At 44.3% G+C, this 13549-nt stretch carries 17 protein-coding genes; 6 read left to right on the top strand and 11 right to left on the bottom strand.

Annotated elements, in window-relative coordinates; genetic code table 11:
* Window positions 1-131 precede the first annotated feature (131 nt).
* The 3 genes from ACL9RG_RS18855 to ACL9RG_RS18845 form a co-directional block, all read right to left on the bottom strand.
* The gene (locus ACL9RG_RS18855; RefSeq protein WP_422794171.1) at window positions 132-611 is read right to left on the bottom strand and encodes an Hcp family type VI secretion system effector; all 480 of its coding nucleotides are present in this window, start codon (window positions 609-611) and stop codon (window positions 132-134) included.
* 192 nt (window positions 612-803) lie between these two features.
* Window positions 804-1517, bottom strand: coding sequence for a hypothetical protein (locus tag ACL9RG_RS18850; protein WP_422794170.1), 714 nt, complete (start codon window positions 1515-1517; stop codon window positions 804-806).
* A 216-nt stretch (window positions 1518-1733) separates the two neighbouring features.
* On the bottom strand, window positions 1734-2552 hold the full coding sequence (locus tag ACL9RG_RS18845) for a lysostaphin resistance A-like protein (protein WP_422794169.1): 819 nt from the start codon (window positions 2550-2552) through the stop codon (window positions 1734-1736).
* 197 nt (window positions 2553-2749) lie between these two features.
* Here ACL9RG_RS18845 and ACL9RG_RS18840 point away from each other — a divergent pair, with 197 nt between their 5' ends.
* The 3 genes from ACL9RG_RS18840 to ACL9RG_RS18830 all read left to right on the top strand — a co-directional run bounded on the left by ACL9RG_RS18840 (window position 2750) and on the right by ACL9RG_RS18830 (window position 4642).
* On the top strand, window positions 2750-3304 hold the full coding sequence (locus ACL9RG_RS18840) for an RBBP9/YdeN family alpha/beta hydrolase (protein WP_422794168.1): 555 nt from the start codon (window positions 2750-2752) through the stop codon (window positions 3302-3304).
* Window positions 3305-3396: 92 nt separating this feature from the next.
* On the top strand, window positions 3397-3957 hold the full coding sequence (locus tag ACL9RG_RS18835) for a GNAT family N-acetyltransferase (protein ID WP_422794167.1): 561 nt from the start codon (window positions 3397-3399) through the stop codon (window positions 3955-3957).
* 148 nt (window positions 3958-4105) lie between these two features.
* On the top strand, window positions 4106-4642 hold the full coding sequence (locus tag ACL9RG_RS18830; protein WP_422794166.1) for a GNAT family N-acetyltransferase: 537 nt from the start codon (window positions 4106-4108) through the stop codon (window positions 4640-4642).
* A gap of 124 nt (window positions 4643-4766) precedes the next feature.
* On the opposite strand, the gene ACL9RG_RS18825 is transcribed toward ACL9RG_RS18830, so the two are convergent.
* On the bottom strand, window positions 4767-5402 hold the full coding sequence (locus ACL9RG_RS18825; protein WP_422794165.1) for a hypothetical protein: 636 nt from the start codon (window positions 5400-5402) through the stop codon (window positions 4767-4769).
* Between the two features lie 290 nt (window positions 5403-5692).
* The gene (locus ACL9RG_RS18820; protein WP_422794164.1) at window positions 5693-6304 is read right to left on the bottom strand and encodes a TetR/AcrR family transcriptional regulator; all 612 of its coding nucleotides are present in this window, start codon (window positions 6302-6304) and stop codon (window positions 5693-5695) included.
* A gap of 60 nt (window positions 6305-6364) precedes the next feature.
* Between ACL9RG_RS18820 and ACL9RG_RS18815 the strand changes: the two genes are divergently transcribed.
* The 3 genes from ACL9RG_RS18815 to ACL9RG_RS18805 all read left to right on the top strand — a co-directional run bounded on the left by ACL9RG_RS18815 (window position 6365) and on the right by ACL9RG_RS18805 (window position 9628).
* Window positions 6365-6805, top strand: a complete 441-nt coding sequence (locus tag ACL9RG_RS18815; protein WP_422794163.1) for a nuclear transport factor 2 family protein — start codon at window positions 6365-6367, stop codon at window positions 6803-6805.
* Window positions 6795-7631 carry an ergot alkaloid biosynthesis protein gene (locus ACL9RG_RS18810; protein WP_422794162.1) on the top strand — a complete coding sequence of 279 codons (837 nt, stop codon included), beginning with the start codon at window positions 6795-6797 and terminating at the stop codon, window positions 7629-7631. Before ACL9RG_RS18815 ends, ACL9RG_RS18810 begins: the two co-directional genes overlap by 11 nt.
* Before the next feature lie 242 nt (window positions 7632-7873).
* Window positions 7874-9628 (top strand): ABCB family ABC transporter ATP-binding protein/permease, encoded by a 1755-nt coding sequence (locus tag ACL9RG_RS18805; protein ID WP_422794161.1) that lies wholly within the window; start codon window positions 7874-7876, stop codon window positions 9626-9628.
* 331 nt (window positions 9629-9959) lie between these two features.
* Here the strand turns inward: ACL9RG_RS18805 and ACL9RG_RS18800 are convergent, their stop codons facing one another.
* The 6 genes from ACL9RG_RS18800 to ACL9RG_RS18775 form a co-directional block, all read right to left on the bottom strand.
* A complete protein-coding gene (locus tag ACL9RG_RS18800) occupies window positions 9960-10265 on the bottom strand; it encodes a hypothetical protein (protein ID WP_422794160.1) in 306 nt (101 codons plus the stop codon).
* 85 nt (window positions 10266-10350) lie between these two features.
* Complete coding sequence (locus tag ACL9RG_RS18795; RefSeq protein WP_422794159.1) at window positions 10351-10593, bottom strand: hypothetical protein; 243 nt, start codon at window positions 10591-10593, stop codon at window positions 10351-10353.
* Complete coding sequence (locus ACL9RG_RS18790) at window positions 10514-11104, bottom strand: hypothetical protein (protein ID WP_422794179.1); 591 nt, start codon at window positions 11102-11104, stop codon at window positions 10514-10516. Before ACL9RG_RS18790 ends, ACL9RG_RS18795 begins: the two co-directional genes overlap by 80 nt.
* Before the next feature lie 120 nt (window positions 11105-11224).
* Window positions 11225-11647, bottom strand: coding sequence for an Imm63 family immunity protein (locus ACL9RG_RS18785; protein WP_422794158.1), 423 nt, complete (start codon window positions 11645-11647; stop codon window positions 11225-11227).
* Between the two features lie 60 nt (window positions 11648-11707).
* Entirely contained in the window at window positions 11708-12694 is a 987-nt protein-coding gene (locus tag ACL9RG_RS18780; RefSeq protein WP_422794157.1) for a glycohydrolase toxin TNT-related protein, read from the bottom strand.
* A gap of 454 nt (window positions 12695-13148) precedes the next feature.
* The gene (locus ACL9RG_RS18775; RefSeq protein WP_422794156.1) at window positions 13149-13454 is read right to left on the bottom strand and encodes a hypothetical protein; all 306 of its coding nucleotides are present in this window, start codon (window positions 13452-13454) and stop codon (window positions 13149-13151) included.
* Window positions 13455-13549: the final 95 nt, after the last annotated feature.

Below are 13549 nucleotides of genomic sequence, written 5' to 3'. Positions count from 1 at the left end.
GATCTCCTCAGGGGACATAATCAGTATGTCGGAAGATCTCTAAAAGTGAATGGACCGTTTTGACGGGGTACTTACAAAATCGCGGGAATACAAAGGACAGACCTTAGGGTGAAGTCAGGTAACTATTTTTTCTACGCAGTGACTCTCTGATTCCATGTGTCTTTATACATTATATTGCCATCAACGTGTTTCCAAGTGATGGACTCATAACGTAGCATGATAGATTCTAAGTGTGTCCCTGTCATTACTCCTGGGTACAGGTCGGGTGTGATAGATGTTATTTTAACGTTTTCTAACAAGATGTTAAAATACTCAGATTCAAAGCCAGCATCGACGATCTGATACATTTTTATCGTTGCAGATTTAAGTGTGGCGCCTTGGCTAAGCGCTTTGTATAGAAGCGGGGTTACTCTATCAAATTCTTTTTGGAACATAATAGGACTATGCACGCGTGTTCCTGTCAGCCTCCCAGTATGGCTATCTGTAGGGATTGCAACATTATGGGTTAGTGATTTTATTTCTATTGCACCAATGCGACCACTAACTAAGGAATCACCTACAATCGGTGAATTGTTTTCATCAGTAAGCCATAGATAAGCAGGGGTAGACATTTTAACAACTCCTTATGTTATTTGTATTTATCAAACTTTGATGTATATTTTGCGAAAATCACAATCCAAAATATTACAGATATAGCACCTATTAAAACCCCATAGAATGGGAATATGTATATACAAAAAACCCATGACAGTATAATAACTATTGGGAATATAATTTCTGAGAGCATTAGTGATATCAAACTCTTAAACATTATATTTCTCTTTCATTTGTGTATAAAGATCATCAAAGTTATTAATTAGCTTCATTCGTACATTTTTAATCATTTCCTCTAGTACTGGTTCGACAAAGTAGTAAAGCATTTCTAATTCTGCCGTATATAAAATTGAGTAATATTGAGGATCAAGAAACTTTAGTTTACGTGCGGCCATTGCTGCTTTTTGATCAATACCAAATATCTGCAAAGCCAATATGGCATAAGGTGATTTTCTTGCGATCCTTTCAGCTACGATATTGGATACGATACCAGAGGTAGATAGACCTGTAGACAGTGCATAAGCAATTGCAAATCTTGCAGATTTTCCGGTTTGTGAGTTAGCGAGATGTCCAGAAACAGTCTTTGTTAAACTTTGAACCTTGCCGTCTTGGTTTTCATTTTCGGTGTCTTTAACTACCATTTCAAAATACAAAAATAACATGTGTCCTATCACATCTCGGTATCTGTAAATCGAGGCTATAGAAAGTCCCATCCTCTTTTCTTCTGTTACTAGCTCATGGCATACATCGCCATATTTAGGTATTAAGCAGGAGGCGTACCAACTCGCTCTTTCCATACCAGAATAGATATTAGAGAGAGTATTTTTGGTTTCAGTCACATAAGCATTCATCCCTTTTTGTGCATAGATAGATAGCTGCCTATCACTTTGAAATTTAACCCTCAAATAATCAGATGCTTGCATAAATCATCTCCTTATAATTGAGGTATAGTATTAATTTTTATGTGGGTATTGCAACCACTAACTAAGGGGTGAATGGGAGGAGGACAGCAAAGAATGATGAAATTTTATGTTCGGAAATGAACCAATACACCGAAAGGTAGTGAGTAACATCACGAAAAGCACAACGGTGGTGTAGCCGATGTTAAAGCGATCATCCACACCACAGTACACATCAAGTTAGGCACGATAAATCGGGTAGGTGAACAGTAACAGATGACATAAATTGAGGCCGAAGTGGAATAACGTTGCTACCCACAGTCGTCCGCTGAGCATCCACGCCAGACCATAAATTAATCCCGCCAGCAGCGAGAAAATCACCATTAATAATCCACCGGGCAGGTGTGCTAAGCCAAAGACTACCGAGACCAGAAGCAGCGCGGGCCAGTTACCTAACCATTGGCTAACGCGTTGTTGCAGGTAACCGCGAAACAGCGCTTCTTCAGCGAGCGATACAAAGAACACATTCGCCAGCATAAAGCTGCCAATCCACTCTGGCCAATGCGCTTCAATACGTAAGCCGCCCAACGCAACGGCGAGAAGCAACAGCGCCGGGATCGCCAATACTAATAAAATCCACTGCCATCTGTGCCCCTTAATACCGGTTTTAGCCCGCCATAAACTCGGTAATGCCGCAACTAACAAAAAAGGAATTAACGCCTTATCTAAATTGAAATACATCGAGAACGGCGCGCTATGTGGGCCCGCGATAACCTGATTAAGTACTTTAGGATTATTAAAGCCGGGGACCAAATGTACAAATAGCGCCGCGGCTGCCAATAACAGCACACACTCTCCGGCTATCGCTGCAAACCTTGATAACGAACGATAACGCCATAGCAGACAGGCAAGTACCGCAAAAACCAGCAGATAGGCCAAGCCCGGCCCTAATAACACACCTGAGTAAAGCGCCCAAACCAAGGCGATCATCAGTAATAACAGCGAGAGAGTCTTCTTAATTGGCAATAAGAACAGTGAACCAGCAAGGGTAAACCACATAACAAAAATCCTTTTTAAAATGATATCGCGCGAAGTGTAGCCTATTTTTACAGCGAAAATGGCAAATGACTACTTCCAATTATTCCGATGGATAATAACCTCATCATTCACTTTCTTGGGTTATTATTCATGTGGCATCCACTCTACTACGGTAATTAATCATTTCATCACCATTCTAAAAACAAGAGATATCCACTATGTCCGGCACAATCATTCTGGTTCCTGGCTATACCAATTCTGGCCCGGAACACTGGCAGTCTTATATAGAAAGAAAATTTAAAAATGTGGTCAGGGTCGATCAGCTTGAGTGGGATAATCCAGTAAGAAGTCACTGGATTGCTGGGTTAGAGAAAACCATAGCGGCAACAACAGGCGAACTCTTTTTGGTAGGTCACAGCTGCGGGGCGATGACGATCGCTCAATGGTCAGAACACCATTTTTCACCTCGAGTGAAGGGCGCATTATTAGTGGCTCCCGCAGATGTCGATGCCGCTTCAGCACCGCTGGCTATTCAGGTACAACGCCCGGTGGCACTAACACCATTCCCCTTCCCTACCACACTGGTTTACAGCGATAACGATCCTTATCTGTGCGTTGAACGGGCTAAAATATTTGCCAATAACTGGGCCAGCAGCAAGCTGATTGAAATCCCCGGCGCAGGCCATATTCATACCGCAGCTGGCTTCGGCGAATGGCCTGCCGGGGAACAGCTACTTATTGAGTTGTGTGGATTTGAACTGGAAAGACGTTAGGTACTCAATCTTAGGATCAAATCGTGTTGCAGATTTTTTAGCTACAACCGCTATTAATGTACTTTATTCACAATAGAAGCTGGCATTACATCATGTTTAAAATAAATATCCTCAATACCCAGACATATTTAAAAATTCTATCACCAGTAGATACAGTCACCGTTGAGCAATACTTTCACACTAACGCTGCTCATCTCGCTCCTTGGGAGCCTCTGCGCAGTGAAGATTTTTATAGCACGCCGCAAATCCGCCAACGCCTTAATAATATGCTCGCCGATGCACAACAAGGCGTGGCCTTTCAATTTGGTATTTTTGCGCAACCTAGCGATGAAATGATCGGGGCTTGTAACTTCACTGGCGTGGCGCGCGGCCCATTCCAAGCTTGCCATTTAGGCTATTCACTGGCGCAACATGCGCAAGGTAAAGGCGTAATGACGCTAGCGTTACAGGCTGGGATTCACTTTATGTTTACCGAGCAAAAACTGCACCGGATTATGGCCAGCTATATTCCTCACAATGTAAAAAGTGAGCAAGTGTTGCAAAGGTTAGGATTTGGACAAGAAGGCTACGCAAAATCCTACCTGAAAATAGCCGGAAAATGGCAGGATCATATTTTAACTTCCCTGATAAACCCGCAAGATCTAGAGAGTTAATGAGCCCAAAAACCGTCGATAAAGCAATACCGACCAGAAATAATTCTTCATCTATTTTCGCTGAAAAACACCAGGTACCTGCGGCATATTCTACGCCACTCAGTTAACACTCTTCCTAGCCTGATACTGAGTCCTGCGGGTGCCTGATATGCTGAAAATAGATCCACGTGAAAACCAAAATTATTTAAGAAAGCTTTCGCTTAATGACCTCGCGGCATTTGAAAACTACTATCTTTCTAATGCGTCACATCTGGCTCCTTGGGAACCGGTATACCAAGTAGACTACCGCACTCGCCTGAGCAACATTTGGCTCGAAGATCAAAATGGCACTGCATTTTACTTCGGTATTTTCAGCATTGAAGATGACGAATTGCTGGGTATTTTTAACTTTACTGGCATCACCCGCGGCAATTTTCAATCTTGTTATTTGGGCTATTCGTTGGCAGAGGAAGCACAGGGAATGGGGATAATGACCCGAGCATTGCAAATAGGTATTCGATTCATGTTCGAAGACCAGGGAATACATCGGATTATTGCCTGCTATCAACCAGAAAATCTAAAAAGTCAAAGACTGTTACAACGGTTAGAGTTTGAACAAGAAGGTTATGCAAAGTCTTATCTGTTTATCGCGGGGAAATGGCAGGATCATGTTTTGACGGCGTTGGTGAATCCTGGGCAGCGTTGAGTGACCTCAAGACACATATTTATCATAAAAATGCTCTTAATATCGAGAGCTTATGTTACAGGAACATAAGCTCTCGTATCAGTATATACCCGTCATCCTTGAAGTAACCTCTGTATCGGCACGGTTATTTAACTCGTTCAATCTTCCCACAAGCAATTGGCAAGGTGGTATTGGTAGAATAGCTCGCAACTTCTCCAGCAACGGTGGCCGGTAGTTTTGTATTTTCAGGTACGCCGTGTACATAAAGAACACGCTTATCTAAATCGATTTTTCCGCCTTTAAACACTTCACCAAATTTCTTCTCAAGCGCAGCAAGTGGAACCACTTTGGTATATTCGTAGTTGCCATGTTTATCAGCGCGAGGATAAGTATCCGTCGGGATATTCATTTCATGTGGCGCATCGTTGAATGGCACCATCGTCGTTCCTGAAACAGCCCCTGTCTCAATTAAATCTATGTAACCATCACCATTTGCGTCCTGCTTAGGGGTGACACAAGTGGCATCTTTACCATCTGGATAACCGTGGAAATGCTCCCAATGGATGATACCAGGCGGTGTATGCGTCATTTTGATATGCACAACCAATTTATCGCCCTCAACCTTAAAAGTGGCATCACCAACGGGAGAAGATCCGATCTTATCGGCATTCACTGCCGTTAAATGTGCTTTAAAAACCTCTTGTTGCGCAGCATTAACGCTTAGCGCGCAGAATGCCAGGCCAGTCGCTAACAGGGTGTTCTTTACCATTTTGCTCATCATCACATTAACCTTCTTTATGCAAAATATTGTGAGTCGTTACATCTTAAAGATGCATTTAATATGCACCTTTAAGGGATGATATACGATCATCAAAGAATTGAAACGATTTAATCGCGTGCACATCGCAAATTTATTGTTGGCTACGCCTATTTGGTAGGGTGATGCAACGAAGTTGAAGCGCAACAAGGGGCACTTTGAGTAGCTATCGCGATAAACGCCCGTAATGGGCGCACTATCGCTGTATTACGGGCGTTTATCGCGTATTAGGTTGGAGTAAAGCTGCGGGTCTGCTACAACACTTTCAATGCTGCAACAATGGCAGAAACCAGTAAGGCTGTATCTTTTGGATTCAATGATTTACCTCGCATCGCCATCCGCCAATAAAGACCGGAAGGAATAATATCCAGAGCAAGTTCATATTGAATTGTCGCGGGTAACTCACTGCGCGCTATTGCACGTTCGATGATCCCGTATCCCTGCTCGCGACGCAGATAAGCCATACGTTCCAGCAATGGCGCTGTTTCACCAGATCGGGCCTTTTCTGCATAAAGATCGGGCAAAATACGTTTCACTAGCCGGTGTCTGAGTACTTTTTGCATCATTTTCAGATAGCCATGAAGATCGGCCACTAAAGAGCCTTGATCGGCAGTATCTGTCAACTTAATTTGCACCGCTTCAAACGCTTCTTTAGAGAATGCCAGCTTCGATGGCCATCTGCGATAAATCGCCCCTTTCCCCGCTCCGGCACGGATAGCAACGCGTTCCAGGCTAATGCCGTTGTAGCCCATTGCTGCCCACTCTTCGAACAATGCACGGAATAATGCTGCCGTTAAATCATCGCGCATAACGGCTGCGCCACTTGGTTTTCTTAGCTTCATTTGGTCGACACTCTTGCGTTCCATCCAAAACTCCAGATAATATGGTCGGAACGATACTGTTCCGACCATAAGGAGTAAATAGATATGTCCCTAAATGAAGATCTTTTTCCTCAACTAACCTCCCTTCTGCGTCAGACACTCAGCTCGCTACTCGACCCAAACGCTAAATTACTTCTCGATATGATGGCGGAAAATGTGGTTTTTGAGTTCCCCTATGCCTTGCCAGATGGAGTGCAGGCCGTTAATGGCAAACAGGCTCTGGCAGATTATCTGCTTTCGGTTTCCGGCCTTATTAGTCTTGATTCCATGACGCTGCAGCGTTGCGTTTTAGCACTGGAAGGCAATACCGCCGTGCTGGAATTCAGCGGTACAGGGCGGCTGAATAAAACTGGTCAGCCTTACCATCAGCGCTACATTTCCGTCATTGAAATTAAAGAGCGGCTCATCGTGCGCTATTCCGATTACTGGAACCCACTGGCGCTACAATCCACTCATCAACAGGAAGGTGAAAGTCATGCCGAATAATATCCTGCTCACCGGAGGTAAGGGTAAAACCGGCACATTGATCGGGGAGTTATTGACACAAAAAGGCTTTGCTTATCAAATCGCTACCCGCCATCCTGTATCGGATAATGAAGTTACTTTTGACTGGATGCGCCCGGATTTGGCCGACGCTGCCTTTAACAACGTGAAGGCCTTGTATATCGTTGCCCCCACCAACACCAGCGATCATGGCACCGTGGTCCTTCCTCTACTCGAAATTGCACTGCGAAAAGGCGTTCAGCGTTTTGTCTTGCTCAGCGCTTCATCGTTGGAGGCCGGTGCACCGATGATGGGCAAAATTCACACATGGCTGGTGGCTAACGCGCCGGAATGGGTGGTGTTGCGCCCGACATGGTTTATGCAGAATTTTTATGAACAGCGGCATCTCACATCGATAAAAGCAGAACACACCCTTTATTCAGCCACTGGCGACGGCAAAGTAGGCTTTATTGATGCGCTTGATATCGCTCGTGCTGCCGTCTCAGCCTTAACTTCCGATAAGGTTATGAATAGAGATTTTATTCTCACCGGCCCGCAAGCACTCAGCTACGCCGACGTTGCGGCAGCGCTCAGTCAGGCGTTGGGTAAAAAAATTAGCCACACGAATCTGACCATCAGCGAGTTGTCTAAACGGTTACAACACAACGGGCTGGATGAAAACTATGCCCAAATTCTGGCCGCAATGGACGGGGAGATTATGTCAGGGGCAGAAGATCGTACTACTGGCGGCGTTAACAGCCTTACTGGCGTAAACCCCGGCTCACTAGAGGCTTTTATCCACCGAGAGCTTCACCGCTGGGGAGTCTGATGGCCTTTCTTCGGGCGGTTTACTCTACGCCCGAAGATTCTGCCCCACAATTAGCGTACAAATTTTATGCCCACCGCACAGCAACCGTCCGCAGGATATCGTCGTAATATTTCATTATAAGTAGGTGATGTTTCATGTTTTCTATGCAAGGTGGTATCGGAGGGCTGACAGATCCGGTCTCATGCATCCAAACCAAAATAAATATAACCAATTGATATTTATTTGCTTAACAAGGAATCATCATGAGTCACATAAGAATTGCTCGCGATTTGTTACCTTACCTGTGGCCTAAGGATGCCCCGAGGTTGCGTCGTGCGGTCATCTGCTCATTGTTATGTCTTTTCATCGCGAAAATTATCATTTCTTTTATACCGCTTACCTATAAGGTTCTGGTTGATCATTTCAGCGGTGATAATTCTCTCATATCCGTACCAGTCGGAATAATCTTTGCCTACGGTTGTGCCAGGCTGATGGTCACCGTATTTGATGAATTACGCAATATTCTGTTCGTACGGGTGAGTGGAAATGCCATACGCCAGATAGGATTGCGAGTGTTCCGCCAGTTACACCAGCTAAGTCTGAGATTCCATCTTGATCGCAAAACAGGCGGCCTTTCGCGAGTTATAGAAAGGGGGACACAAGGTATTTCCGTCATTCTGTCGAGAGTACTTTTCTCGCTCGTGCCGATAGCGCTTGAGGTCACCATTGTTTGTGGGATCCTCTGGTACCACTTTGGTGCAGGTATCAGTCTGATGACGCTGGGCACCGTTATCACTTATGCGGGCTTTACAATATTGATGAGCAGCTGGCGAACTCGCTTTCGTCGGTTACTTAATGAAGCCAGTGCCGAAGCAAGCAGCAGGTCGATAGATAGCCTCTTGAATTACGAAACGGTCAAATATTTCGGTAATGAGGAACATGAAGCTCAAAGGCTTGATCTTTCCCTGCATAAACACCAACAGGCGGCCGTGAAAAATGAATCGACATTTTCGCTTCTGAGTATCGGTCAGACTTTTATTATTTCAGCCGGCCTGATTGCCGTGATGCTTATGGCCGCCAGAGGGATAAGAGCAGGTGAAATGAGCGCGGGTGACCTTGTGATGGTCAATGCCTATATTCTGCAACTTTATCAGCCTCTGAATTTCTTCGGCTTGATGTACCGGGAAATCCGTCAGGCTCTGATTGATATGGAAGATATGCTGACTCTTCTGAATACCCCTGTAGAAGTGACTGACCGGAAGGATGCTCCTAAACTCGACAATATTGCCAGCCAGATTGAGTTTGACGATGTGCAGTTCAGCTATGATGGCCGCAGGCAAATTCTTAATGGAATAAGCTTCAATATTCCCGTAGGTAATACTGTTGCGATTGTAGGAGCAACGGGCGCTGGCAAGTCAACGCTCTCAAGGCTTCTGTTTCGGTTCTTCGACGTTACGAGCGGAGCTATCCGTATAGATGGGCAGGATATAAGGAACATCACTCAATCCTCTCTTCACGCCGCTATTGGTATCGTTCCTCAGGACACGGTTCTGTTTAACGACACCATCAGATACAACATCGCCTATGGCAAGCTAGATTCAACTCAGGAAGATATTGAGAAAGCGGCCAAAATTGCCCGGATAGATAATTTTATCCAGGGTCTACCCGATGGCTATAACAGTCGGGTTGGAGAACGTGGGCTGAAGCTTTCGGGGGGTGAAAAACAGAGAGTGGCAATCGCCAGAGCCATTCTTAAGCATCCCCAAATCTTGATATTCGACGAGGCTACCAGCGCACTTGATACCGCGACAGAGCGCGAAATTCAGATCAGCCTGCGTGAAATCAGCCTTAACCATACGACAATGATTATTGCCCACCGACTTTCAACTGTTGTGGACGCTGACGAAATTCTGGTGCTTGCAGATGGACAGATTGTTGAGAGGGGATCTCATATGGACTTACTTGAGTGTAATGGCCGGTATGCTTCAATGTGGAAATCTCAATCTAGAGAGAAGTAAGGCGGTTTTTTCCCAGACAGGACGCAGCGTAAATTTCTCACCCGTGCTGAGGTGGTTATTATCAACCACATTTTCCCTGCTAATACATTCGCGGTACTGTCGCCAGTGTTCGGGTGCTGCAAGGCAGCCTGATTATCACCGTGCAAGAGCCAGAGCAGGAACCCGAAGTGATGCAGACACTGCGCAAGGTCTGCAAGCTTTCAGCCCGCAAGCAACGGCAGATAACCGAGTTTATCCAGGTGATTGCGGCTCCACAGAAGCGGGCTGAGAGGAAGGGGTAACTGACTGGTTTATAAAGTAAAATCCCGGCGAAGTTGCCGGGATCTATTATTTAAATTAAGGATTCACCTTCAAAGAGAACAATTATCGAGTCCTTACCTAATTCCTCTCTTAACATATCAGCAACGTTTAATGTTGATACCTGCAATGACTTATCAACCAAAGCTATCCGAAAAAAAGAACTTGGATCAAGGCCAAACTCATTCGATATTTCCTTTTGTATTTCATCAGGTTTTCTAACCTTATATAGAACATAATGATCTGGAAAAATTTCCGAGTGTTTTTTAGTCAATGCATCTATCTTATCCTGTAAATCAGATACACATATTTTTGAGTAACACGTCAAATTGATAGCCATATTATTCTCATTTCAACCTAGTAATATTTCCTGACTTATCAATCACAATGATCTTATCCAAACCAAGCATAGGCCATTGATTAAATTAATTTTTTAAAGAATCCATAGTGGCAGGTGTATCAGATATATTAATAACGACGTTCGTTGTTTGACCTTCATCTATTTTACCCTTAACTTCACTCCAGATATTTCTCACACTTCCTGATTTCGGTGCATAATTATCGAATATCTCACCATTTATTTTATAATCAGGATTCTGAACACCGGGCGTAACAGGATTTTTGTTCAACGTGATAACCAGACTTTGACAAAATACTAGCACTTTCATTTTCTCTGGTTAATGAACGAATTTCCTCTGCTGCTGCATTAGGCGGGAATTTTGTTGGCTGACCAGTTAAAGAACCGATCGTGCTTTTTCCGGTATTCTTCGCCGTATTAGCCTCCACAGCTATTGTCTCAAGAGACTCCTTGGTAACTCTGTTACCAGTCTGCTTATCAACGGCAATGATCGCTTTCATTTCAGCTAGCTGTGTCAGTTGCTCTTTGGTAATTTTCCTGGTAGCTATAACCCCAAAACCAACCGGCAACGCATCCCCCATACTCATCTCGGCCGCCCAGATAGCGACCTCGTTGACACACTGTACTGGATTTGAGTTGCAGGCTCCCATAGCCGCCTGTGCTATCGAGATAATTTCTGGAGTTACAGCTATTGCTGTACCGCCTGCAGCACCTGCACCTAATGCAACAGCTATGGCCTTATTAACAGCCTGACCACGATGACAAGACTCCGAATCTGGATCAGTCGAGCAAGACAGCACATCCTTGCCATGCTCTTGCACAAATTTCGTCTAAGTATCTTCAGCTCCACCCAGAAGATTATTCTCCACGATAATTTGCCTGTCCCCGTTACTAGAGTGAACATATCAAAAACAGGTAATTACAAAATTTTAATTATAGTCTCAAATGTATAAATAAAGACTATCATCGTAAGGTGCGTTAGAGAGTGTCTTATCAATCTCCTTTTGTGCTTTAATTTCCCACTCTTTATTCATTTTTGCCATAAGTGAAATAATCATAGGAAATGCCACACGACGGCCATCTCGTCCAGGAATACGATGTTCAAGTTCGTATTGAAACGATATATGCGACACAAAACTTGAAGTAATCCAATAAAGGAGTTCATCAATTGATTTTGTGATCTTTCTTGAGAATTCGTATCCTCTTTCCGAGGAAACATAGTTATACATTTCATTTTCAAACGAAATATAAGGAGTACCATCATTAGTCGGAGCGGAAAAAACATTTATAGAATGAGGTGGATAACCAATTTTTAAAACTAGCTTATCAACTTCTTTCTGAATTTCGTTAATGCTAAGCAACATATTAATGAACCTCTCGGATATATTCGTTTTTAATAAGCCAATCTACATTTACCCTTTCTTTCATATTGGGCAATATCTGAATACCCCCCCAGGCTCACCAAAAGCAGGGGCTATTTTTCCCTGCATCACAGGCAATGGCTTCAAAACTTCGTGTTCGTAATATTTCTCAGCTTTTGCACCTGGAGCCAGTACTCTTTCTCCATAAGGTGTTCCTTTGGGAGCCAAGAATGACCCACCAGGCTCACCATATCTATCCAAACGGGTTCCTACAGGAAGAATTGTCTTAATCGGCTCTTCCGCAAAACCTAATTTTTCCGGCCAGTTCCAATTGTATTGATCCTTACGATACTTATCGTATTGTGACCAGACTCCAGCCTCTTCATCACCAGCAAGATTTCCCGGTGCCGGTGCTGGTGATCTTCCAGATGTAGCAGATTCTTTAATTGCATCATTACCAACTGGTTTAGACGGTGCCGCGCCGGGTTCCTGAACCCCCTTCATCCCATAAACTGCACCACCAATCGCCGCAGCAGTATGTATTCCGGCCATTGTAGTATACAACTTGTCTGCCGTTTCCCGGCTTACTCCCCAGTTTTCTGCGAGCCTTGTGACGTTTGCTTCACGCTCCGCTTTCGCATCCGCTGTAGCATATTGCCACATCTGAGCATCAACCTGCTTTGCACCATCTTGATAGACACTGCGCATGTTACCAATATATTGACCGTCAAGCTGTTTTTCGTAGCTCTTCGCCATGGACGCCAGTTCCTGACGCATTCCATTGCATGCCGCAGATGACAGATTCTGGCAGGCTGCGCCCAGTGCAACATCAAACGCTCTGCTCTTCTCGTCTAGTTCAGCTACCAGTTTCTTTGCATCTTCTTTTTTCTTCCCTTCCAGGTACGGTAGAGACCACTTCGCATCCTGACGTTGTTTCTCGCCTTGAGAATTCAGCGCGTTATTCTCCACCGCCACCTTGCCAGCAACAACCCCTGAGCCAATAGCATTACTGGAGTTTCCGGCTACACCACCGGCCAAACCTACGGCCATGGTGCTGAGCGCACTGATATTGCCTTTTTGTTCGCTGGTTAACTCATCAATTTTTTTGCCGGGATAGAGTTCGGCGGCGATGATATTGGCGGCGGCTTCGCTTGCTGCCGCACACCGCTGGCACCGGCGATGGCAGAGCCAATTCGGCTAGTAAAGTGTCAGACATCCTCGTTTCCCTAAAAAGCGGCTGGCTTGAAGACCGAGGTTTGATACCGGTACGCCAGTTAACGTTCAGGTGCTGCAAGGCTGTTTGATTATCACCGTGCAAGAGACGAAACAGGAACCCGAGGTGATGCAGACACTGCTCAAGGTCTGCAAGCTTTCAACTCGCAAGCAGCGGTAGATCACCGAGTTTATATAGGTGGTGGCGACGCCGCAGAAGCGGGCTGAGAAGAAGGGATAACTGGCTGGTTACTAAAGTAAGATCCCGGCGAAGTTGCCGGGTTCTTTGTTATCAGAAAGGTGAAAATAATATGCTTTTATTGTTGCTTTCAGCATGAAAATTCAAATCAATCACCGATGATAAATAATCATAGATGCTTTGGTCTAATGACTGTTCTTCCATCAAGCTTTCAATTTCTCCACGGAGACTCGCTAGTTGTCTGTCACTAAAAAGCTCCATATCACAGTTAGATAACTCTGATAGTAATGGATATTTATAGCTATCACTTGTAATTAAAAAATTCTCATTCCCCGTAAAATCTTTTAATGAAGTAATGCTCTCGCCTCTATCTTTATCCCATAAATATATAATAAACATAAAGTTATCTCACCACAGTTTTACCAGGGTAATGTATTGACTAAGTTACCTTTTTTATCAGTAATAACTGTCATTATTGATGTTGAAGTATTGCT

Origin of the sequence: Rouxiella sp. Mn2063 (assembly GCF_049319665.1) — a bacterium.
Classification (GTDB): Bacteria; Pseudomonadota; Gammaproteobacteria; order Enterobacterales; family Enterobacteriaceae; genus JBMOUD01.
The sequence above is the reverse complement of the archived record's forward strand: the minus strand, read 5'-3'. Positions and strand labels throughout refer to the sequence as shown.

Coding starts and splice junctions, on each gene's coding strand:
- ACL9RG_RS18810 (WP_422794162.1), top strand. CDS start 6,795: ATGCCGAATAATATCCTGCTCACCGGAGGTAAGGGTAAAACCGGCACA.
- ACL9RG_RS18840 (WP_422794168.1), top strand. CDS start 2,750: ATGTCCGGCACAATCATTCTGGTTCCTGGCTATACCAATTCTGGCCCG.
- ACL9RG_RS18785 (WP_422794158.1), bottom strand. CDS start 11,647: ATGTTGCTTAGCATTAACGAAATTCAGAAAGAAGTTGATAAGCTAGTT.
- ACL9RG_RS18825 (WP_422794165.1), bottom strand. CDS start 5,402: ATGATGAGCAAAATGGTAAAGAACACCCTGTTAGCGACTGGCCTGGCA.
- ACL9RG_RS18845 (WP_422794169.1), bottom strand. CDS start 2,552: ATGTGGTTTACCCTTGCTGGTTCACTGTTCTTATTGCCAATTAAGAAG.
- ACL9RG_RS18775 (WP_422794156.1), bottom strand. CDS start 13,454: ATGTTTATTATATATTTATGGGATAAAGATAGAGGCGAGAGCATTACT.
- ACL9RG_RS18800 (WP_422794160.1), bottom strand. CDS start 10,265: ATGGCTATCAATTTGACGTGTTACTCAAAAATATGTGTATCTGATTTA.
- ACL9RG_RS18805 (WP_422794161.1), top strand. CDS start 7,874: ATGAGTCACATAAGAATTGCTCGCGATTTGTTACCTTACCTGTGGCCT.
- ACL9RG_RS18795 (WP_422794159.1), bottom strand. CDS start 10,593: ATGAAAGTGCTAGTATTTTGTCAAAGTCTGGTTATCACGTTGAACAAA.
- ACL9RG_RS18815 (WP_422794163.1), top strand. CDS start 6,365: ATGTCCCTAAATGAAGATCTTTTTCCTCAACTAACCTCCCTTCTGCGT.
- ACL9RG_RS18835 (WP_422794167.1), top strand. CDS start 3,397: ATGTTTAAAATAAATATCCTCAATACCCAGACATATTTAAAAATTCTA.
- ACL9RG_RS18830 (WP_422794166.1), top strand. CDS start 4,106: ATGCTGAAAATAGATCCACGTGAAAACCAAAATTATTTAAGAAAGCTT.
- ACL9RG_RS18855 (WP_422794171.1), bottom strand. CDS start 611: ATGTCTACCCCTGCTTATCTATGGCTTACTGATGAAAACAATTCACCG.
- ACL9RG_RS18820 (WP_422794164.1), bottom strand. CDS start 6,304: ATGGAACGCAAGAGTGTCGACCAAATGAAGCTAAGAAAACCAAGTGGC.
- ACL9RG_RS18850 (WP_422794170.1), bottom strand. CDS start 1,517: ATGCAAGCATCTGATTATTTGAGGGTTAAATTTCAAAGTGATAGGCAG.
- ACL9RG_RS18780 (WP_422794157.1), bottom strand. CDS start 12,694: ATGGCCGTAGGTTTGGCCGGTGGTGTAGCCGGAAACTCCAGTAATGCT.